Source organism: Peribacillus sp. FSL E2-0218, assembly GCF_037992945.1.
GTDB lineage: Bacteria > Bacillota > Bacilli > Bacillales > DSM-1321 > Peribacillus > Peribacillus simplex_B.
On the sequence record NZ_CP150304.1, the window covers coordinates 2,734,062 to 2,752,509 of the forward strand.

Genomic DNA, 18,448 nt, shown 5'->3' on the forward strand with positions numbered 1-18,448 from the left:
TTCCATCAAAAGCGACTTTACCTTGCCAATAAGCAAATCTCATCAAAAAAGGAGGCAATCCAAAAGGATGCCCCCATGTAATTCACCTGCTTCCCGTTCCATTCATCCTTTCAGCCTTCAAAGCAAATCTTTAATATCATAGAACTTCCCATTATCCAAATCTCCTGCTTCAAGTAGCTGCAACAGTTTTTCAGCTACCAATTCAGGGCTCCTCAGCATCCCCTGGTCTTTATATTCATGAAATTTGTCCCGATCGGCAAAGTCTTGCTCATCTGCTGACCGGATCGTTCCCTGCATATCCGTATCCATTACACCAGGAGAGAAAGAAATGAGAGACGCAGGGAAAGGTGCTTTACCTTGTTCCAAACCTGCCACCCTTGTGAACATTTCGAGTCCTGCCTTCGTACTGCAATAGGCGGCCCAGCCATGGTAAGGATTTTTTGCGGCTCCTGATGAGATGTTGACCACTACCTTCTTCCTGTCGGAATCCTTTGTTTGCTTAATGAATTCATCAGTCAAGACGGCGGGTGCCATGAAGTTAACTCTCATGCTCGTTTCCAAGGATTCTTGGCCTAGATTTCCAATCGGCTTGATTGGGTCAATGACACCAGCATTATTAATGAAATATATATCACTTTTTGCATCAACTTCCATGAGCATGTCCCGGACTAACGAACTGAGCTTTTCCGTTTCCTTTAAGTCCATCGGCAGGAAAGTGAATTTCGTCCCCGATTGGCTAGCCACCTCCTCCCACTCGGGATCTTTCGTACGAGATATCAAAATGCATCGATCGCTTGAGCCCAAAACTCGCTTGGCAATGGCAGCCCCTAATCCTTTTGATGCTCCTGTTATGATAAAAGTTTTCATGATATATCCCCCTTCTTTTTCGACACCATCATTGTATCAAAAAAAGCGGCCCCTATTGTCAGGACCGCTTCATTTAATGATTATAAAATAGGTGAAAGCAGCCTTGCAATCGATTCTTTAAAGCGGATCCATTTCGATCGTTTTTCAAATTCTTCAATAGTAAGCTGCCTGCAGACTTTGACATCCTTATAAAAAAACCTGGTCAGCGTTTCCGCCATTCCTTCATCGTAAATGAAGGCATTGACTTCAAAATTCAATTTAAAGCTTCGGACATCTATGTTCGCCGTCCCAACAGAAGAAACCTCCTCGTCCACCACGATCATCTTTGCATGGATGAAGCCGTTATCGTAGATATAAACCTTGGCTCCCGCCCTTAATAATTGCCCTGCATTGTATGTTGTTGCCCAATAAACGAAAAGGTGATCAGGTTTATTCGGTATCATGATTTTAACATCCAATCCTGACAAGCTGGCAATTCTAAGTGCATCCAATAAACTTGCATCCGGTATGAAGTAAGGGGTTTGAATGAGAATTGATTTCTTTGCTGAAGAAATTAATTTAATATAGCCATTCTTGATTTGTTCCCATTCGGAATCCGGCCCACTCGTCACGATTTGCAAATCTATATTGCCTTGAGGTTCTAAAGTAGGAAAATAATGAGGTTGATAAATGATATCATGGTTTTTGGAAGCTTGATTCCAGTCCAGGATAAAACGCGTTTGAATGGCTTTGACGGCAGATCCCATTATGCGAAGATGAGTATCACGCCAGTAACCGAATTTCGGATTAAGTCCCAAATATTCATCCCCGACATTGAATCCGCCAACATACCCTACCTTTCCATCAATGATGACGAGCTTTCGATGGTTACGGAAGTTCAGGCGTAAATTAATAAACTTCAACTTGGAAGGAAAAAATGCTTCGACTCGGCCGCCAGCCTGCCTAAATTCCTTGAAAAAGCTTTTTGTCATTCCCCTTGACCCCAACTCATCATATAGCAAGCGGACTTTGACGCCTTCATTAGCCTTTTTAGTCAAAGCTTCAAGGAACCGTTTACCAAGACCGTCCCTTTGAATGATGTAATATTGTACATGAATATGGTTTTCGGCCGCTTCAATATCTTTAAAAAGCTGTTCAAACTTCTTTTTTCCTTCCGTAAATATGTCCACCCTGTTATCTTCAGTCAGAACGGCATCATTGTTCCTCAGATGCATATAGATCAAATCCCGATAATGACTAGATGACGTATTCCGAAACGGAAAATTCTCCGTTGAAAGTTCCTCCATCTGTTTATCCAATATTTCTTCGATCCCAATCTTCTTTTTATCCTCCCATTGGAATAAATGGGCATGTCTTAAGCTAGTGCCAAAAAGAAGATATAAAATAAAACCAACTACAGGCAGAAAATATAACACCAATAACCAGGCCCAGGTCGTGCTCGCTTCTCTTCTTTCAAAAAATATAACGATCGTTGCGAATAATATATTAAGAATGATTACGAGGCCGAGCAAAACTGATGTAACATGCGTAAATTCCATAGCATACCCTCACTCAAATTTTATCCCTTTAAGGATAACATGCAAATTCTTTATATCAAAGGATTTGCTTATTAGAAAAGGAAAACAGAGAATTCGCAAAAAAGGGCCTCTTCCTTCAGAGGCCCAACATCCACTTATTAAATAATTGACCGTCCATCCTGTTCAGGTTGCCATTATAAAAGAAGGGCAAAACGGCCTATCTGCTTTTCACCAGCAAATTGACGGCTTCCTTAACGAGCTCCTCGGGGTTCTTTTCTCCCGTTTCATTAGCCTCGCGGACACATTCTACAAGATTGGAGCTTACGATAACCCCGATTGTCCGGTCGATTGCAGATCTAGTCGCGGATAGCTGCGTTACAACATCCCGGCAATCTTTATTTTCTTCCATCATTTTCAATATCCCGCGAAGCTGTCCTTCGATTCGCTTCACTCTATTTTTCATTTGCTTTTCATATTCCATGTGAGGCCTACCTCCTGCCATACCTATAGCTTATCATTTTTAGCCGGCTTCATCCCCTAGCGGCTTCCGCTTAAAATGAAGCTTAATAAAATTGTTACAATTTATAATACATATCCCCTAGGTATGATTGTCAAGTGCCTATAGCATCTATAGTCGATATGTATAACTATTTATGCAGGAGGAGATTTTGTGCGATAGCCTCGGAAAACTCGATTGTCATTTGAGGAACATAGGTTTTGAGCAAGGCATTGGCAATTGGGGCTTTTGCTCCTTTTGCGACAATGGCGAGGCAGCCTGTCATTTTAGTTTCTGCCATTCCATATTTTTCAGCTAAAAAATAGCCATACCCATCAAATTTTTCATTTAGTCCCTTAAGTTTGAATGTCACCTTGTCCGGTTCGTTCCATTCCAATATATTCACTTCAAGCTTAATTTTCTTTTTCATCAATCCCAGGTCGCCTTTAAACTCCCATATGAGTGTTTCATCATCCATCATCTCGTGATTGATATAACCGGGGACAAGGGGTGCCCATCGATCTATGACACTGACAAATCCCCATACGTTTTCGATTGACACTGGTAAAATGATACTATGCATTCCTTCCGACAAAGCAGTACCCCCTTAATCATTTTCCTTCCATCCTTTTACTGTATGCCTGGATCAGGCAGACCAGAACCGTATTACGGGGAGCGTCCAGTACATTTCCATTTTACTACATATCATGCTATAAAGAACATTTTGAAAGGAACGCCGCAATGGAAAATGATATGTCAAAAGATAGATCCAGCTCTTTCGAAAGCAACGATGAAAATGCAGATCCATCAGAACATGCTGTCAGTCAATATGAGCTGACTAAGCAAGCATTCAACGGGCCGATCGGGCCTGTCGGAATAAACGCACCCGGCGCTTTGGCGTATGGCTCCGTTTACGGATCGAGTTCCGCCGGCCCTGTAACTGCTGATTCAGTAGTTGATTTTACTTCTTCTGGTCCACTATTGAATACAACTGTCAATTTACTTGCAAACACCATAACGGTGGCAGCGTCCGGCACATATTTGATTCACTATAACATAAGCCTGGGATTTTCAGTCCTATCTACTTTGATTGCTGGTTCAAGCAGGATTGTGGATGTTGCCCTGAACATAAACGGCACGGAAGATCCGACTAGCTTCAGTACCTATTCCATTACAAACTTTTCAGGCGTAGCGGCGACGTTGGCCCAGTCTGGAACGGTTAGTAAGAGCGTCATCAGATCAATGAACAGCAACGATACCGTCACGCTCAAATTCAGGAGTACATCCACTGGTTCGGGAACTGCCACATATACATCCCCTTCCCTTATCATCATTAGAATTGAATGACCTCCCGCTTCCCCTTCATTAACGAAAACAAGATATTCCGTCGGACAATAATCCAACCGGAAAAGGGAACAAGGCGTTTTCTATGAAACTGATTTTTGCTTTGTCGAATCTCCACTGTATGTGTGGCGGAAATGATGGGTGACATCCGGCCATAGGAATCGTCCCAAAAAAAGGTATCGGAATGGATCCCCTTCCGATACCTTTATATGGACTTAGGGACGAACGATCTCAAATAATTCGCCCAGTTTTGTGTAGGTCTGGCCTGCCAATCTGGCTACAGGCTTCAGTCCAATTGGGTCAATCCGGCCATTATGGTAAATCTCTTGCCCTATATGGTAGCGGACTATTTTCCCAATCAATAAATCACAACCCGGTTTTTCCGGTGTGCCTGCTAACGGTATGGCTTTTTCCAATTTGCATTCAAACCGGACTTTCGCTTCAAGTAACCCTGGTACGGATACGACATCACTTTCAGTGGTTGTGAAATTGGTCAATGCAAGCTCGCTTTCTTCAGGCGGAAGTTCCTTGGCCGTTCGATTAGCTTCCGCAACATTTTCTTCATCGGTGATATGAACGACGAATTCTCCTGTTTGGATGGCATTTCTCGCTGTATCCTTGGAAATTCCTTCTTTCCGTTGCACCGAAATGGAAATCATCGGAGGATTGGAACTGACAATATTAAAAAAACTGAAGGGAGCTATATTGACCGTCCCATTCACAGATTTTGTCAAAACAAGGGCTATAGGTCTCGGAATGATACTTCCTGTCAAAAACTTATAGTTTTCCCTCTCGGTTAAGCTTTCAGGATTTACGGAGATCATTTATTTCCCCCCTTACCAATCTTATAAAAAGTTTCTATGAAACCATGAGCCTGCTGCCTCAACCTCTGAGCGCGTCAACTGATGACCGAAGTTTTCCCAGTGATTATCCACCTTGGCGCCTGCTGCCTCTAGAATCCGGGTAAGTTCGTTCGTTTCTGCTGCCGGGCAGATTGGATCGTTATTCCCAGCAGCGATAAAGACAGGCGTATCAGAAAGGGGCGGCAAGGCAATCCCCCGCCTTGGGACCATCGGGTGATGAAGGATCGCCCCCTGCAAAGCCCCTTTGTAATGGAACATCAAACTTGCAGCTATATTGGCACCATTGGAATAGCCTAATGCCACTACCTTGTTTTTATCAAAATCATACTCTTGTGACGCCCATTCCAAGTAATCATAAAGTTCCTTTGTACGAAGGATTAAATCTTCTTCATCAAAAACCCCTTCAGATAACCGTCGAAAGAAACGGGGCATTCCATTTTCAAGCACATTTCCACGTACGCTCAATACCGAAGAACCAGGTGAAACCATTTCCGCTAATGGCAGGAGGTCCGTTTCCGTTCCGCCTGTACCATGTAAAAGCAAAAGCACCGGTGCCTCTACATTACTTCCTTTTTGATAAATATGTTTCATGATTTATCCTCCTCCAATACTCGCGTTACTGCCGGCAGCAGCGTTTTTTCCATGTGCTCCCGCTTTTTTTCAAGCCAAGGGGGCAGCATCAATTTACTGCCCATCGTTTCCTTCGTTTCATCGTTGGCGAATCCGGGGGGATCTGTGGCAACTTCAAAAAGCACCCCTCCGTCTTCCCGAAAATAAATGGCATCGAAGTATTGCCTGTCTTTAAATGGCGTCACCACGTACCCATGGTTTCCGATATGCAGTCTCCAATCTTTATGATCAGTAGAATCACTCGCCCGCCATGCAATATGATGAACCACTCCAACTCCCATTTTACCAGTTGGCAAGACCGTTTTCCTCACATCGATTAAATTACCGATGTCCGAAACGGCTTTGAAACGGATGTAGTCCCCCTCTTCCCCCACTTTCTGCAGGCCCATCACATGCTCCAATAATTCCATCGTCTTGGTCGGATTTGCTGACAATAAAACGGCACCGCCGAAGCCTTTGACAGCCTTGTCAGATGGGACCCCGCCAAAGGACCACCGGTTCATTTTCCCTTCCTTACGTTCAACCAGTTCAAGTTGTAATCCGTGTGGATCTTGAAATTTCATATAATCCTCGCCGAACCGGCTCGTTTTTTCATAATCTATGTTGAATTTATCCAATCGCCTTTCCCAAAAAGCCATCGAATGCTCAGGAACGACATACGTGGTAGTCCCGACTTGACCAGATCCGACTTGCCCTTTATAGGCTGCAGGCCAGGGGAAGAATGTGATGATGGAGCCTGGGGAACCCGACTCATCTCCAAAATATAAATGATAGGTCCCTGGATCATCAAAATTGACGGTTTTTTTCACCATCCTTAATCCTAATATTCCAGCATAAAAATCAACATTTTCTTGGGGATCACCAACAATTGCGGTAATATGATGGATTCCATCCGTTTGCTTAATCATGCCGATACCTCCCTTTCCGTGAGATTAATTGGTAGACTTTGTATTCAGCGGTTTTAGCTTAGATTCAATTTCTTTTCTTTTCGATTCCAGAAAAGGGGGTAAAGCAAGGGTTTCACCTAGATGCTGCTCCGTTTCATCCGTTGCAAATCCGGGGCCATCGGTTGCCAATTCAAATAATATGCCATTCGGCTCCCTAAAATAAAGGGAGCGGAAATAAAAGCGGTCCACATATCCCGAATTCGCGAATTTGGATTCGTTGATTTTTGCTATCCAATTTCTCAATTCTTCTTCATTATCGACCCTAAAAGCGACATGGTGCACTCCGCCCCTACCTAATCGTTCGCGGGGGATATCCGTCCTTTCTTCTATATGGATTTCCGCTCCTGTTCCACCCTCACTTGTCTCGTAAACGACAATCGGATTTTGTCCGCTTATAGGCGACGGATATGTGCCTGATTTCCTGAACCCAAGCAATTCAGTTAAAACAGCTTCTGTCCGTTCAATATTTGGTACGGTAAGTTTGACTGGTCCCAGACCAAGAATGAAATACTCGTGGGGAATAGGGCTTCCCTCCCAAGGGATTCCACCTTCGACGCCCCTATTTTCCTGATCGGATACAAGAAGAAGCCTCTGGCCTTCCGGATCTTTAAATGGCAGGACCCGTCGCCGAAAGCGGGTCGTTACTTCATCATGATCTACCTCGTACTCAATGAAACGGTTTTCCCAAAATTCGAGTGCTTCATCATTACTCACTCGTAAAGAGATTTCCGAAATGCTATTATTTCCTTCATGCGTCCGTGCAGCATGGGGAATTTCAAAAAATGTCAGTTCCGTACCCGGTGACCCGATTTGATCGCCATAAAATAAGTGATACACATTTATATCATCCTGATTCACCGTTTTTTTTATTAATCTCATTCCCAACACTTTCGTGTAGAATTCAAAATTGTTTCCCGCTTTTGCTGTAATGGCCGAAACATGGTGCAATCCCTTTAGTTCCATCCATATCACTCCTATCTTTATTATCAATCTTTCCTTAACCAAGAAAAATTAACGCTAATATTTTATCTCGAATTCGAGATATTAAACCAACCATAAATACCTTTAATAAAAATATCTTGATTTAAAGATAATTGATGAAAGCCCATTTGTCAACCTTTCCTACCACCCGTATCATAAAAAAATGAATTCAGGTCAAAATAAGGTCGGTATAGATGATGGAGGTGTGCTATTTGACTAAGGATTTTTATAACGCAATTGAAGATAGGCGCTCTTTTTATTCTCTTAGCAAGGAAAAGGTTGTCCCTCATAATCGGATTAAAGAAGTGATCGACCATGCCGTTCAATATTCCCCTTCCGCCTTCAACTCCCAAAGCGCCAGGCTGGTTGTTTTAACCGGTCAAAACCATGACCTGGTATGGGATATTACGAAAGAGTCATTACGAAAGGCCGTCGGTGAAAAGGACTTTGGCAAAACGGAGGAAAAAATTCAATCATTCAAGAATGGCTATGGTACTGTTTTATTCTTTGAAGACCAGGTTATTATTGAAAGACTCCAAGATCAATTCAAAACATATTCCGAAAACTTTCCGATTTGGTCGAACCAATCATCAGGCATTTTACAGTTTGTTGTGTGGACTTCATTGGAAATCGAGGGCTTTGGTGCGAGTCTTCAGCATTACAATCCGTTAATTGACGATGAAGTGAGAAAGACATGGGACATTTCCCCACATTGGAAGCTCATTGCCCAGATGCCCTTTGGTAAGGCTACTGCGGAACCTGGTGATAAAGCATTCAACCCAATAGATGAACGAGTGAAGTATTATCAATAATGATTTTGGGCTGGCTCGATATGCCGAGCCAGCCCCTTAATATGATGTCGACTAACAATCCAGGATTGTCGCACTAGATCTTGGGAATGGCATGGACTTCCCTATTTTGTCCGCTGCGTTCCCTATCGCATCCCCTATACAGATCTTATTGTATGGGCGAAGAACGCTTAGGCAGCCAATCCTTTAAATAAGATGGTAAACTCCCCGCATATTGCTTGGATGCATGTCCACTTTTTAATACTTTATATGTCTTATCTTTACAAGTTAAATGGTCCATGACCGGATGAATCATTTCTTGGGGGACCAAACGATCATACTTACTAGCAATGACCAATACATTGGCATTGATTTTCGATAACTTCGCTTTTTTCCCCCGTACCTTGAATCCGCCATTGACCAAGCGGTTCTTTATCAAAAAATCCTTGGTTATCTGTTTTGCGGCGGCTCCCGATAATGGCACATGTCCATTGGCCCAGGCATTGAAACGGCGCCAATTTTGTACATATTTCTCGTCATCTGCTTGATTCAGCAAGGATAAATAAGGTGATAGATAGACGGGTGAGGTAATTAAGCGAATTCCATATTTAACAGCACTGGCCGGAATCGTTTGATATATATCGATCGTCTCGTCGAAATCCGCAGTGCCTTCTTTCATGGCTTCTTGCCACTGGTCGAAAAATTGCGAGGCGCTGAAATCGATCGGGGTAACGGAGAGGATTAAATTCTTGATTGGCTCGTCTGCAATGGCTGCATAAATGGCCGATATCGTGCCACCGAGACAAAACCCCATTACGGTAATTTCTGTTGCCCCTGAATGGTGCAAAGCACGCTTTACTCCGTTTTGAATATAATCGACGATATAATCTTCTATCGATATTTCTCCATCCTCAAATCCCGGACTTCCAAAATCAAGTAAATATACGTCGAACCCTTCATTAACGAAAGACTCTATTAAACTATTCCCTGGAGACAAATCAAGGATTAAGGGAGTATTAATCAATGAATAAATGAGAAAAACCGGCACATCATATTTTTTTTGTGCCGATGGATAGTGCCATAGTGTGGATTTATTTTTTTTCCACACTGGAATTTTCGGTGTGAGTCCCATTTCAGGCATAGGTTGATTGGGAATATTCAAAAAATGCTTCCATTTGGGCTCGATCCCAGCTTGATTTGACGGCACTTTCCGTTTAGACATTATTATTCTGTCCATTGCCCTCAGGTAACTTTGCACTTAATAACAAGGACTCCGTGATGAAATCCGATATCCTTTTTTTACTCCCTTCCTTTTCAGCGGAGCTGCTTCTCGACTTCTTCTTTCCCCGTGATGAAGAACTCCCGCTTTTCACATATCCGTTCTTTTCAAGGCTTGAAAGCATTTCTTCTAACCTATCAATTTTTTCTTCTAGCTGGATGACCAATTTGGCTACAGTTGCCACGTCTTTTTTTGTAGGATAATTCATGATGATTGACATTCTTTCTGACGCTTCCTGCATCCTATTTATCTTCGGAACCTGCAGTTGTGCGTTTTCACTTACGGATTCCAATAATTTGCGATTATTGAGCAAGCCTTGAATGCGGCTATTCAGCTCTTGCTCTTTTTGAGATCCAAGCAATTTTAGCCCTTTATAAAAATCTGTCTTTTTCGCCATATATATCTTCCTTTCTTCTCCGTTTACACTAATGCCGATATTCCTCCGTCAACGATTAACACATGTCCAACCATATAATCAGATGCCTGTGAAGCCAAAAATACGGCTGCCCCCATCAAATCAGCTTCATTTCCAAATCGGCGGGCAGGGGTTTTGCCAAGAATATCATAATCTGATTTTTCAAGGATTTTCTTGGTGATCTTGGTCGGAAAAAAACCTGGTGCTATTGCATTGACTTGAATGTTATGTCTAGCAAGCTTGACTCCCAGGTCCTTGGTCATCGTTATGACAGCGCCTTTACTCGTGTTATAAGCAATGGTATCCAATAGTTCCGGAAATGTGCCGCCAAGACCCGAAACGGATGCTATATTGATGATTTTTCCCGAATTTTGCTGCACCATGATCCTTGCAACGGCCTGTGAAAATAAAAATGTCCCTGTAACATTGACATTCAATACTTTCTCCCACTTTTCCTTAGGAAGATCTAGCAAGGGGCCTGACCAGGACGTACCGCTATTATTGACGAGAATATCGATGGTGCCGAATTGAGCAACCGTTTCTTGCACAACCAGATCAACTTCACTCTCGTTGGTGATATCGCACTCAAAAGCCTTTGCTTGAACGCCAAGAGCCTTCAGCTCCTCGCATGCCTCTTTGCATGCCGCAAGATTCCTGGATGCAATGACGACATTAGCTCCAGCCTCCCCCAATGCCATGGCAATCTGCTTGCCCAATCCTCTTCCGCCTCCGGTGACAATAGCCGTTTTATTTGTAAGATTGAACATATCACTCAATGTTGTCAACTTTTCAGCCCTTTCTGTCATGATTTATTATGGAGATAAACTATCTATATCATTATAGAAAAGCCCGGCCGATATTGTGCTTAAAATAGCCTAATGCCTTAGCCTTTTGTTTCACGTTCCGTTCTCCTTCGAATGACTATTTTCGAATTGTTCTCTTTAAAACTTAGAGCAAAATCACATACTAAACCGCCTTAATCGTTTAGACTAAGGGTTATGAAGGAGGTTTTACTATGACAATGCATCACTTTCATTTAACGGCCTCATGGCCTGGGGGCAGAAATGATATTGGCACAATTCATTCGGGTAATCTCCAGACAGAGATAAGCATCCCCACCGATATGGAAGGACCCGGGGTTGGCACCAATCCCGATGAAATGCTTCTTGGAGCAGCCTCGACCTGCTATATCATCACCTTGGCAGCAATGCTGGAGAGAAGCTCAATCAAAAATCACAGCTTGACCATGCAGTCCGAAGCATTGGTCGATGTTACGAACGGTGTATTCACCTACAAGAAAATCATTCATCGCCCGACACTTGTATTGGCACCGGACACTTCTGAAAAAACGGCGGAAAAAGCGAGAAAACTTGCTGAAAAAGCAGAATCCTCCTGCATGATATCAAGAGCGGTCAAAGGGAATGTAGCAATAGAATTGGACGCAACGATTTCCATTGCTCAGCACACCTGACCAAAAGAAAATGCCTAACCTCGCAAAAGGGTTAGGCATTTTTTTGGAACTATTGAATTGCGTTCAACTTGTTTTCAACCTCACTGCACACTTGATCAGCCGTTAAACCATTCGCTTCGATGATGGACGCTTTCATTGAAGTATCGCTGATTCCCATCACATTGCTTTCCAATCCTGTCACTACACAACAATCCAGGTTTTTTGCGTCAGCTTCTTGTTTAATCTCCACTACATCAAAACCTTTTTCACGAAGTGCTTCCTGAATGTTCGTTAATGATTCTTCAACACCGATTTTTGACATGAACACACACCCCCTCTACTTGCTAACCTGTCCTTTTTCCCTTCTATATATGTATAGAAGGCAAAGGAAATAGGGAAAGTAATCTTGAGGTGATGAATTATGAATGGAAAAAACAAAAAAGATGCCACTCAAACTCGTTTAGGGTCTTCTCAAATAGAGGGGCAAGGTACCACTACGAAAGAAACCGGGTCCTTCACTCGGCCCTCTTCCCTAAAAAAGCAAAAGCGTTCTTGACAAACCGATCACCATTCACAAAAACGCTTGGTTCCACCGCCAAGCGTTTTCCTGTTTCATGTCCTGTTGCCCTGTCGTTTTATAATCAAGCTTTCATCCATTTATTTTTTAATTTCCCACAAACCATTAAGGTAGCTAATCGAACTGGGCATTGGTTTCCGCACCCTGCTTTTCCAGTCGGAACCATTGAGATGCAAAACTTGTGCCTCTAATATCTTTTCAAGAGCGGCTTGATCGGTTCATCTTCCCTTCACCTGTTTCTCTACAGTCACCAAACATGAGAATATTGATGAATACCCCGTTTCATTTCATGCAAGAATAACAATGGAGGTGTTTTTTTGGAACCAAATAAGCCAGGGAAAAAGGATATTCCGGATTTTAAGGAGATGAATGACCGAATCTTCAGGGAGGCTTCCCAAAGTCCACGCCTAGTCATCGGAACAAACTTGGATGCCAAGAACGTAAAGGACGGAAATCCCTACTCCGATAGAATTAACAGTGAAGGCTTTGAAGACTATTTTGAAGAATGAAAAAACCGGCTTAAAAGCCGGTTTCTGTATGTTGTTATGTAAATTAAAACTACCTCCCTACAAAAAGCTCTATGGCAGCAGCCTTATGAACAGGGGTAGACTCGCCACTGAGTAAAGCCTTACCCCTTCAAGAGAATGCCTGCAGACCTCCTGCGGGTTATACGGGCATTGGGATGACACCGCAAGGCGCATGTACGCCGGAGAGGCCCCCTGACCGCACGAGGAAAGGGAGCGCCTGCAGTGAAATGAAACGGGTCTAGGACAAATAATCATTACTAAGGGTAAAGGATTTTGGGGTTTGGAAACTAACCTTCAAAAAATGAAACAAAAAAACCACAGGCAACTCGATAAATCGAGTATGCCTGTGGTCTGAATCCGGTTTAGCCAATCTTCCTTAAAAATATTTCTTCTTCCAAAAAATGAATGCTGTCGTTCCAGCTAAAGTGATGGCAATCAATAAAGTGAAGATAAAAGCATACGAATTTTGCTCGAACGGAAGTTTCACATTCATCCCATAAAAACTCGCCACCATCGTCGGGAGCGTTAAAATGATGGTAACCGAAGTTAAAAACTTCATGGCATTATTGACATTATTGGATATAATCGAAGCAAATGCGTCCATCATCCCACTCAGGATGGAAAGATACACCTCTGCCATTTCGATTGCCTGGGCATTTTCGATGATCACGTCTTCGAGCAATTCTTTATCTTCTTCATACATTTTCAAATAATTAAAGCGAAGGATCTTATCAAGCACGACACGATTTGATTTTAATGATGTCGTGAAATAAACAAGACTTTTTTCCAAAGCGAGAAAAGTATATAACTCTTTATTTTTCATGGATTGGTGCAATTCCCGTTCCGCTTCATTGGTCATTTTATTAATCTGTTTCAAGTAACGTAAATAGTAAGATGAAATTTCAAATAATAATTGCAAGGCAAACCTTGTCTTTTTGTTGGTGAAAAAACCTTTGATTTTATTATTCTTAAAATTCGCTAATATCGGTGTTTCCTTCAAAGATACGGTAATGAAGCAATCTTTGGTAAAAATCATCCCGATGGGAATCGTTTCAAAAATGGGTAAGTTGGCCTCGTCACGGGTCAAATACGGAAAATCGACAATGATTAAAACATTATCATCTTCTTTTTCAATCCTCGGCCTTTCCTCATCATCCAGTGGATCTTTCATGAAATTGACTGGTAGCTCCAAGGTGTTGCAAATGTATTCAATTTCTGCTTCTGTAGGTGCGACAATGTTCACCCATGAGCCTTTAGTCATCTCCTCGATATTGTTCAAGAGACGGTTTTCATTTGTTTTGTAGATTTCAATCATTCGTTGACCTCCTCATCTTTAGAGGAAGCCCTATTTACCTTCTTCGAGCAGATACTCAGGAAGAATAACAGTCTCGACGTCAAGCATCATATTGGCTTCCTCTTGCTTTCTGGGTTCAGGATCATAAGAACTGCTGCTCACTCGTATCCACTTCCTTTCGATTCTTTTATCTTAATCCTTATTCTTTTAAAGCACAATAACGAATTTCCTTCTGGTATCCCTCACTTTAAATTCAAAATTATCTGATTTACCAACCACTAACGACCGGATTTATTCATGAAAAAATCGCTTGGGAATTCCCAAGCGATTTGCACTACCTTAACCATGCTTTGCGTTATTATAATAATGGACCCCATACATGGCGCCTTCATCGACCATTTTATTGTCCTCATGATCATATGGATCTGGGTGACCCGCCTTTTCAATCAAAGGATCCAATTCTGAACACTTCCTATTTAAAAAGCTCATTGTCTTATCTTTTGCACTAATCCAAATATCTTTTACTTTACCTCTGTTCGCTTTAGTTGTTAAAAATGAGACTCCGGCAACTCCGACTCCAAATAACACTACGTTTTTCCCTAATGCCATCATTACCATCCTCCTTAAATTTGGATTTATATATATATACCCGCTTCCGGGTCATGTAAACCTTTATTTATATGGAGGCTTTTGATAAAAGAAATTCGGCTTCAGTATTTCATTTTTATACGATTTATGAAAAACGTGTGTGGTTGCTGGTGAAACAGGGGGGATCAACCATGTCCAGTCCCCGGTTACGTTCCGGTCTTTTGAAGCTTCTTTTTCTTCAAATTTCTTGAATTGCTTTGCCGCAGTATGATGGTCGACGATGCTGACCCCATTTTTCTTGAACGAATACAGGACAGCTTCATTCAATTCAATCAGAGCACGATCCTTCCATAAATTAGAATCACGTTTGATATCTAGACCCATCCTCTCGCCGATTACAGGAAGCAGGTTGTACCTCTCTTCATCAGCGAGGTTTCTAGCCCCGATTTCCGTTCCCATATACCACCCATTAAATGGTGCAGCGGAATAGGTTATGCCGCCGATTTCCAGCCTCATACCTGATATGATCGGGACAGCATACCATTTTATTTGAAGCTCTTCGAACCAATTGTATAGCGGGTGGCTGAGGGGAACTTCTTTCACGAGTCGTTCTGGAATATCATAAAGCCTCGGTCGATTGCCATCCAGTTGGAACACAAGAGGCAGAATATCGAACGGGCCAAATTTCCCTTCCCAGCCTAATGCCAGGCACTGCTTCGTGAATTCTATGGAGCTTGGATCACCGATGATGCCATGCTCCGTCTCATATCCGGCATAACGAATAAGCTGATGGTTCCAAATATCCACTTTTACTTTCTGTTCATTCTGTTTGAAAATGGTAATCACAGGCCTGATGTTTCCGTTATTCGTAGCGTACTCGATATGTTCAAAAAGAGATGAAACAATTTCTTCCTCACTTTGAACCATCCTTTTATCAAGCACCCGCATTGACTCCCAAAACAAGCGTCCGATACAGCGATTACTGTTACGCCAGGCTAACTTAGCGCCATATACCAATTCTTCATATGTATGTTCATATTTGTTTGTATCATTGATTTCTCTCTTGATTTGCTCGATTCTATCATTTATTTCGTCTTCGGTTTTAGATAATTCCGTATAGCTTGACCTGATAAAGGAAATGGCCTCTTGCAGTAAATCACTCATCTTTCCCACGGATCCTTCCATTTGCAAAACTTTACTTTCACTACTAAAGTAACATATTTCTTGGAGAATCTCTAAAAGAACCACCTTGGAACAGGCATTTCTTTTTTCCTTATGGAAGTAATTCTACATCATGATACTTAAAGTAAGTTCATATATTATTTACACTATAACATCTCTAGTAACTAAATAATAATCGGTAAAGTTGTTACAGAAGAGGTAAATGCATTATAATATAGTAATATGGGGTGATATGATGAATAATACGACACTTTGTCCACGATTTGAAAAAGGGATGCAAATCTTGAGTAAACGCTGGACTGGATTGATTGTCAATCAATTGCTAAATGGCCCTCAACGGTTTTGTAATATTGAATCTGCCTTCCCGATTAGCGGCAGGATCTTATCTGAACGTTTAAAGGACTTGGAATTGGAAGGTATAGTGAAAAGGGATGTTTATCCTGAGACACCAGTCAGAATCGAATATTCCTTAACCGAAAAGGGCATGGCGCTCGCACCGGTAATGGGTGAAATTCAAAACTGGGCTCAAGAATGGCTTGAACCAATCGAGAATCAATAACATAGGCATACAGTAATGAAAAGGAAAGATCGCTGCATGGCGCTCTTTCCTTTTTTATATGCTGCATTTGTTTAACCATCCAATACTGGTGGTATATTTTTCACAGATAGAACCACACTAGGTTTATCCAAAAATAGTATGGGCGGTGAATTCATGAAGCAAGCAGACTGCATTATTATCGGTGGAGGCATCGCAGGTCTTCAGGCTGCCATCCAGCTCGGCAGATATAAACATGATATTATCGTGATTGATTCAGCTCACGGCCGCTCTTCCGTCGCAAAGGCCTATCACAATATTCTTGGTTGGCCAGATGGGGTGAGCGGCAACCAATTAAGGAATTTGGGCCGGCAGCACGCAGAAAAATCCGGAGTGGAATTCCTGGAGGATACGGTCACATCACTTGAAAAAATAGAGGACAAGTTTATCGTCCGCACAGAAAACGACAGTCACTATCAAGCCGAAACGATATTTCTTGGAACGGGCATTACTGATAATATTCCTCCGATCAAAAACATTTACTCCACTCTCGGAACATCGACTTACATTTGTCCAGACTGTGATGGATATGAGATCATGGATAAACAAACCGTTGTGCTTGGAGGCGGAAATACAGGGGTCAAAATGGCCTTGGCACTATTATATTGGTCAACCGATATCCTGTACGTCAATCACTTGAAAACAACCATTGATGAAAAGGAACGGGAAATGCTGAAAGAAAGCCAAATCCCCTTATTCGAAGAAGAGGTCGAGGAAGTACTTGTCGATGATGAACAACGGTTGACTGGGGTCCGATTGGTAAGTGGCCAAATCATTGAAGCCACAAAAGCTTTTACCGCGTTCAAAGGAAACAAACTGAACAATGAACTTGCGTTGCAATTAGGCGTGCAGGTAAATGAAAACAATCATGTCGTAATTCATCCCCGCACTAAAGAAACGAATATTAACGGGGTGTGGGCAGGCGGCGACCTGATTGCTCATTCGGAACAAGTCACCATTTCCATGGGTGATGGAACCCAAGCAGCGATTTGGATTCACAAGAGACTTCTCGGGCAGCCACTTCCCTATGATTAATGCGAACCATACCGAAAATGGAAAGAGCGACCTGTTCACCAGGAAGCCCTTTCCATTTTAACAGCGTACGGTTTGGTGTCACACAAAACCAAGAGAGCATTCATCTCCCTGATGAATTTTACAGGAGGAAAAGGCTTTCCTCCCCCGTTCTCACGCACTGTGGCATGCCCCCGGGAAGAAGCCTTTCGCAAAATGAGTTCCAACGAACCGAGGATGCTTAAAGTACAAAAACGAAAAAACTGGAGACAGGCTCGTTTCATGACGAGTCTGCCTCCAGTCCATAAAGGGCGGCCTGGTCACTTGGCCTCCCTTCTACGTATTTCCTCTACATTCGATTCCTGCCTTTAAACACTTTAACCAGGATCAGAATGACCGCAATGATAAGCAATATATGTATAAAGCCGGCAGCCACTTTAAAAACTAAACCAAGTACCCATAATAAAATAATTGCACCGATAATTGTCCAAAACATGATAATCTCCCTTTCTAATATCCTTCCCATCAAAGAATTTTTCCTGATGGCTTACATTTAAATTACCCATTTCTTTCATTTACAAACCCACTTCCACTAGTGGGTGAACCATTTTTTTTACATAAAACTGTAAATGATGTAAAAGATAATAACGAAATAAAGAATATCAAAAGGCCGATAAATAATTCATATGCGGAAATGTCCCTTGTTTTTGGATTATTTATCGACCTGAAAGCATGATATAACAAAATAAAAGGAGTCGTTCATTCATGAAAAAATTTTTAGTCATCTGTTTGACTGCCTGTTCCCTTTTCCTCGTTAACTTGGATCACCCGGCTGCACAGGATACTCATGCAAACCCGGAAAGAGTCCAATTCACTGAAGCTCAAAAAACCGAGCTTGCCAAAATTCAAAAGCGGATTCTTGCGGACAAAAAGGAATTGATTGGAAAATACGTGGAGTATGGCGCTCTTTCGAAGGAAGAAGGCGATAAAATGCTTTCACACTTTGAAAAGCATTATAAAATGATGGAAGAACATAATTTCCAAATTCCGCCTCACCGCCCTCATTCAAGGAACATGCATAAATAATCCGCCAGCCC

Annotated in this window: 24 protein-coding genes; 8 read left to right on the forward strand and 16 right to left on the reverse strand. The window is 42.2% G+C overall.

Features of this window, described 5'->3' with window-relative positions; genetic code table 11:
• Positions 1–117: 117 nt before the first annotated feature.
• From MHI53_RS13125 to MHI53_RS13140, 4 genes are all read right to left on the reverse strand, one after another.
• Entirely contained in the window at positions 118–867 is a 750-nt protein-coding gene (locus MHI53_RS13125; protein ID WP_061140298.1) for a (S)-benzoin forming benzil reductase, read from the reverse strand.
• A gap of 80 nt (positions 868–947) precedes the next feature.
• Positions 948–2,405: a cardiolipin synthase gene (gene cls, locus MHI53_RS13130; protein ID WP_061140299.1), complete on the reverse strand. Its 1,458-nt coding sequence runs from the start codon at positions 2,403–2,405 to the stop codon at positions 948–950.
• A gap of 196 nt (positions 2,406–2,601) precedes the next feature.
• A complete protein-coding gene (locus MHI53_RS13135) occupies positions 2,602–2,865 on the reverse strand; it encodes a metal-sensitive transcriptional regulator (protein ID WP_053346459.1) in 264 nt (87 codons plus the stop codon).
• 166 nt (positions 2,866–3,031) lie between these two features.
• Entirely contained in the window at positions 3,032–3,475 is a 444-nt protein-coding gene (locus MHI53_RS13140) for an SRPBCC family protein (RefSeq protein ID WP_340371476.1), read from the reverse strand.
• Positions 3,476–3,621: 146 nt separating this feature from the next.
• Here MHI53_RS13140 and MHI53_RS13145 point away from each other — a divergent pair, with 146 nt between their 5' ends.
• Entirely contained in the window at positions 3,622–4,227 is a 606-nt protein-coding gene (locus MHI53_RS13145) for a hypothetical protein (protein WP_340371477.1), read from the forward strand.
• Positions 4,228–4,439: 212 nt separating this feature from the next.
• Here the strand turns inward: MHI53_RS13145 and MHI53_RS13150 are convergent, their stop codons facing one another.
• Genes MHI53_RS13150 through MHI53_RS13165 form a run of 4 tightly spaced genes read right to left on the reverse strand, consistent with a single transcriptional unit; the run spans position 4,440 to position 7,627 of the window.
• Positions 4,440–5,048, reverse strand: coding sequence for a flavin reductase family protein (locus MHI53_RS13150; protein ID WP_061140301.1), 609 nt, complete (start codon positions 5,046–5,048; stop codon positions 4,440–4,442).
• A gap of 21 nt (positions 5,049–5,069) precedes the next feature.
• On the reverse strand, positions 5,070–5,678 hold the full coding sequence (locus MHI53_RS13155) for an alpha/beta hydrolase (protein WP_340371478.1): 609 nt from the start codon (positions 5,676–5,678) through the stop codon (positions 5,070–5,072).
• Positions 5,675–6,625 carry a ring-cleaving dioxygenase gene (locus tag MHI53_RS13160; RefSeq protein ID WP_340371479.1) on the reverse strand — a complete coding sequence of 317 codons (951 nt, stop codon included), beginning with the start codon at positions 6,623–6,625 and terminating at the stop codon, positions 5,675–5,677. Before MHI53_RS13160 ends, MHI53_RS13155 begins: the two co-directional genes overlap by 4 nt.
• Positions 6,626–6,649: 24 nt before the next feature.
• The gene (locus tag MHI53_RS13165; RefSeq protein WP_340371480.1) at positions 6,650–7,627 is read right to left on the reverse strand and encodes a ring-cleaving dioxygenase; all 978 of its coding nucleotides are present in this window, start codon (positions 7,625–7,627) and stop codon (positions 6,650–6,652) included.
• Positions 7,628–7,857: 230 nt separating this feature from the next.
• Here MHI53_RS13165 and MHI53_RS13170 point away from each other — a divergent pair, with 230 nt between their 5' ends.
• Positions 7,858–8,457, forward strand: a complete 600-nt coding sequence (locus MHI53_RS13170; protein ID WP_155645335.1) for a nitroreductase family protein — start codon at positions 7,858–7,860, stop codon at positions 8,455–8,457.
• 145 nt (positions 8,458–8,602) lie between these two features.
• Here MHI53_RS13170 and MHI53_RS13175 read toward each other — a convergent pair whose 3' ends face one another.
• The 3 genes from MHI53_RS13175 to MHI53_RS13185 are packed head-to-tail and all read right to left on the reverse strand — an operon-like array spanning position 8,603 to position 10,894.
• Positions 8,603–9,655, reverse strand: a complete 1,053-nt coding sequence (locus MHI53_RS13175) for an alpha/beta fold hydrolase (protein WP_340371481.1) — start codon at positions 9,653–9,655, stop codon at positions 8,603–8,605.
• A complete protein-coding gene (locus MHI53_RS13180) occupies positions 9,648–10,109 on the reverse strand; it encodes a hypothetical protein (RefSeq protein WP_340371482.1) in 462 nt (153 codons plus the stop codon). Before MHI53_RS13180 ends, MHI53_RS13175 begins: the two co-directional genes overlap by 8 nt.
• A 23-nt stretch (positions 10,110–10,132) precedes the next feature.
• A complete protein-coding gene (locus MHI53_RS13185) occupies positions 10,133–10,894 on the reverse strand; it encodes an SDR family oxidoreductase (protein WP_340373685.1) in 762 nt (253 codons plus the stop codon).
• Positions 10,895–11,142: 248 nt separating this feature from the next.
• On the opposite strand from MHI53_RS13185, the gene MHI53_RS13190 reads away from it, so the two are divergent.
• Positions 11,143–11,598 (forward strand): OsmC family protein, encoded by a 456-nt coding sequence (locus tag MHI53_RS13190; protein WP_061140307.1) that lies wholly within the window; start codon positions 11,143–11,145, stop codon positions 11,596–11,598.
• Between the two features lie 49 nt (positions 11,599–11,647).
• Here the strand turns inward: MHI53_RS13190 and MHI53_RS13195 are convergent, their stop codons facing one another.
• On the reverse strand, positions 11,648–11,899 hold the full coding sequence (locus MHI53_RS13195) for a YkuS family protein (protein ID WP_061140308.1): 252 nt from the start codon (positions 11,897–11,899) through the stop codon (positions 11,648–11,650).
• Positions 11,900–11,998: 99 nt separating this feature from the next.
• On the opposite strand from MHI53_RS13195, the gene MHI53_RS13200 reads away from it, so the two are divergent.
• Together MHI53_RS13200 and MHI53_RS13205 are read left to right on the forward strand one after the other, a co-directional pair.
• Entirely contained in the window at positions 11,999–12,133 is a 135-nt protein-coding gene (locus MHI53_RS13200; RefSeq protein ID WP_155645336.1) for a YuzL family protein, read from the forward strand.
• Positions 12,134–12,471: 338 nt separating this feature from the next.
• Entirely contained in the window at positions 12,472–12,663 is a 192-nt protein-coding gene (locus tag MHI53_RS13205; protein ID WP_061140309.1) for a hypothetical protein, read from the forward strand.
• A 394-nt stretch (positions 12,664–13,057) separates the two neighbouring features.
• On the opposite strand, the gene MHI53_RS13210 is transcribed toward MHI53_RS13205, so the two are convergent.
• The 3 genes from MHI53_RS13210 to MHI53_RS13220 all read right to left on the reverse strand — a co-directional run bounded on the left by MHI53_RS13210 (position 13,058) and on the right by MHI53_RS13220 (position 15,727).
• The gene (locus tag MHI53_RS13210) at positions 13,058–13,996 is read right to left on the reverse strand and encodes a magnesium transporter CorA family protein (protein ID WP_061140310.1); all 939 of its coding nucleotides are present in this window, start codon (positions 13,994–13,996) and stop codon (positions 13,058–13,060) included.
• A gap of 318 nt (positions 13,997–14,314) precedes the next feature.
• Positions 14,315–14,584 (reverse strand): hypothetical protein, encoded by a 270-nt coding sequence (locus MHI53_RS13215; RefSeq protein ID WP_340371483.1) that lies wholly within the window; start codon positions 14,582–14,584, stop codon positions 14,315–14,317.
• A gap of 63 nt (positions 14,585–14,647) precedes the next feature.
• Positions 14,648–15,727: a nitric oxide synthase oxygenase gene (locus MHI53_RS13220; protein ID WP_340371484.1), complete on the reverse strand. Its 1,080-nt coding sequence runs from the start codon at positions 15,725–15,727 to the stop codon at positions 14,648–14,650.
• A 253-nt stretch (positions 15,728–15,980) separates the two neighbouring features.
• Here MHI53_RS13220 and MHI53_RS13225 point away from each other — a divergent pair, with 253 nt between their 5' ends.
• Positions 15,981–16,304 (forward strand): winged helix-turn-helix transcriptional regulator, encoded by a 324-nt coding sequence (locus MHI53_RS13225; RefSeq protein WP_061140312.1) that lies wholly within the window; start codon positions 15,981–15,983, stop codon positions 16,302–16,304.
• A gap of 153 nt (positions 16,305–16,457) precedes the next feature.
• Positions 16,458–17,375: an NAD(P)/FAD-dependent oxidoreductase gene (locus tag MHI53_RS13230; protein ID WP_061140313.1), complete on the forward strand. Its 918-nt coding sequence runs from the start codon at positions 16,458–16,460 to the stop codon at positions 17,373–17,375.
• Positions 17,376–17,700: 325 nt separating this feature from the next.
• Here MHI53_RS13230 and MHI53_RS13235 read toward each other — a convergent pair whose 3' ends face one another.
• Complete coding sequence (locus MHI53_RS13235; protein ID WP_155645337.1) at positions 17,701–17,847, reverse strand: lmo0937 family membrane protein; 147 nt, start codon at positions 17,845–17,847, stop codon at positions 17,701–17,703.
• 269 nt (positions 17,848–18,116) lie between these two features.
• On the opposite strand from MHI53_RS13235, the gene MHI53_RS13240 reads away from it, so the two are divergent.
• A complete protein-coding gene (locus MHI53_RS13240) occupies positions 18,117–18,437 on the forward strand; it encodes a YckD family protein (RefSeq protein ID WP_061140314.1) in 321 nt (106 codons plus the stop codon).
• The last annotated feature ends 11 nt before the right edge of the window (positions 18,438–18,448 follow it).

Bases quoted from the DNA above. Each gene is read 5' to 3' on its own strand.
- MHI53_RS13125 (WP_061140298.1), bottom strand. From the start codon at position 867: ATGAAAACTTTTATCATAACAGGAGCATCAAAAGGATTAGGGGCTGCC.
- cls (WP_061140299.1), bottom strand. From the start codon at position 2,405: ATGGAATTTACGCATGTTACATCAGTTTTGCTCGGCCTCGTAATCATT.
- MHI53_RS13135 (WP_053346459.1), bottom strand. From the start codon at position 2,865: ATGGAATATGAAAAGCAAATGAAAAATAGAGTGAAGCGAATCGAAGGA.
- MHI53_RS13145 (WP_340371477.1), top strand. From the start codon at position 3,622: ATGGAAAATGATATGTCAAAAGATAGATCCAGCTCTTTCGAAAGCAAC.
- MHI53_RS13150 (WP_061140301.1), bottom strand. From the start codon at position 5,048: ATGATCTCCGTAAATCCTGAAAGCTTAACCGAGAGGGAAAACTATAAG.
- MHI53_RS13155 (WP_340371478.1), bottom strand. From the start codon at position 5,678: ATGAAACATATTTATCAAAAAGGAAGTAATGTAGAGGCACCGGTGCTT.
- MHI53_RS13160 (WP_340371479.1), bottom strand. From the start codon at position 6,625: ATGATTAAGCAAACGGATGGAATCCATCATATTACCGCAATTGTTGGT.
- MHI53_RS13165 (WP_340371480.1), bottom strand. From the start codon at position 7,627: ATGGAACTAAAGGGATTGCACCATGTTTCGGCCATTACAGCAAAAGCG.
- MHI53_RS13175 (WP_340371481.1), bottom strand. From the start codon at position 9,655: ATGTCTAAACGGAAAGTGCCGTCAAATCAAGCTGGGATCGAGCCCAAA.
- MHI53_RS13180 (WP_340371482.1), bottom strand. From the start codon at position 10,109: ATGGCGAAAAAGACAGATTTTTATAAAGGGCTAAAATTGCTTGGATCT.
- MHI53_RS13185 (WP_340373685.1), bottom strand. From the start codon at position 10,894: ATGTTCAATCTTACAAATAAAACGGCTATTGTCACCGGAGGCGGAAGA.
- MHI53_RS13190 (WP_061140307.1), top strand. From the start codon at position 11,143: ATGACAATGCATCACTTTCATTTAACGGCCTCATGGCCTGGGGGCAGA.
- MHI53_RS13195 (WP_061140308.1), bottom strand. From the start codon at position 11,899: ATGTCAAAAATCGGTGTTGAAGAATCATTAACGAACATTCAGGAAGCA.
- MHI53_RS13200 (WP_155645336.1), top strand. From the start codon at position 11,999: ATGAATGGAAAAAACAAAAAAGATGCCACTCAAACTCGTTTAGGGTCT.
- MHI53_RS13210 (WP_061140310.1), bottom strand. From the start codon at position 13,996: ATGATTGAAATCTACAAAACAAATGAAAACCGTCTCTTGAACAATATC.
- MHI53_RS13215 (WP_340371483.1), bottom strand. From the start codon at position 14,584: ATGGCATTAGGGAAAAACGTAGTGTTATTTGGAGTCGGAGTTGCCGGA.
- MHI53_RS13220 (WP_340371484.1), bottom strand. From the start codon at position 15,727: ATGAGTGATTTACTGCAAGAGGCCATTTCCTTTATCAGGTCAAGCTAT.
- MHI53_RS13225 (WP_061140312.1), top strand. From the start codon at position 15,981: ATGAATAATACGACACTTTGTCCACGATTTGAAAAAGGGATGCAAATC.
- MHI53_RS13230 (WP_061140313.1), top strand. From the start codon at position 16,458: ATGAAGCAAGCAGACTGCATTATTATCGGTGGAGGCATCGCAGGTCTT.
- MHI53_RS13235 (WP_155645337.1), bottom strand. From the start codon at position 17,847: ATGTTTTGGACAATTATCGGTGCAATTATTTTATTATGGGTACTTGGT.
- MHI53_RS13240 (WP_061140314.1), top strand. From the start codon at position 18,117: ATGAAAAAATTTTTAGTCATCTGTTTGACTGCCTGTTCCCTTTTCCTC.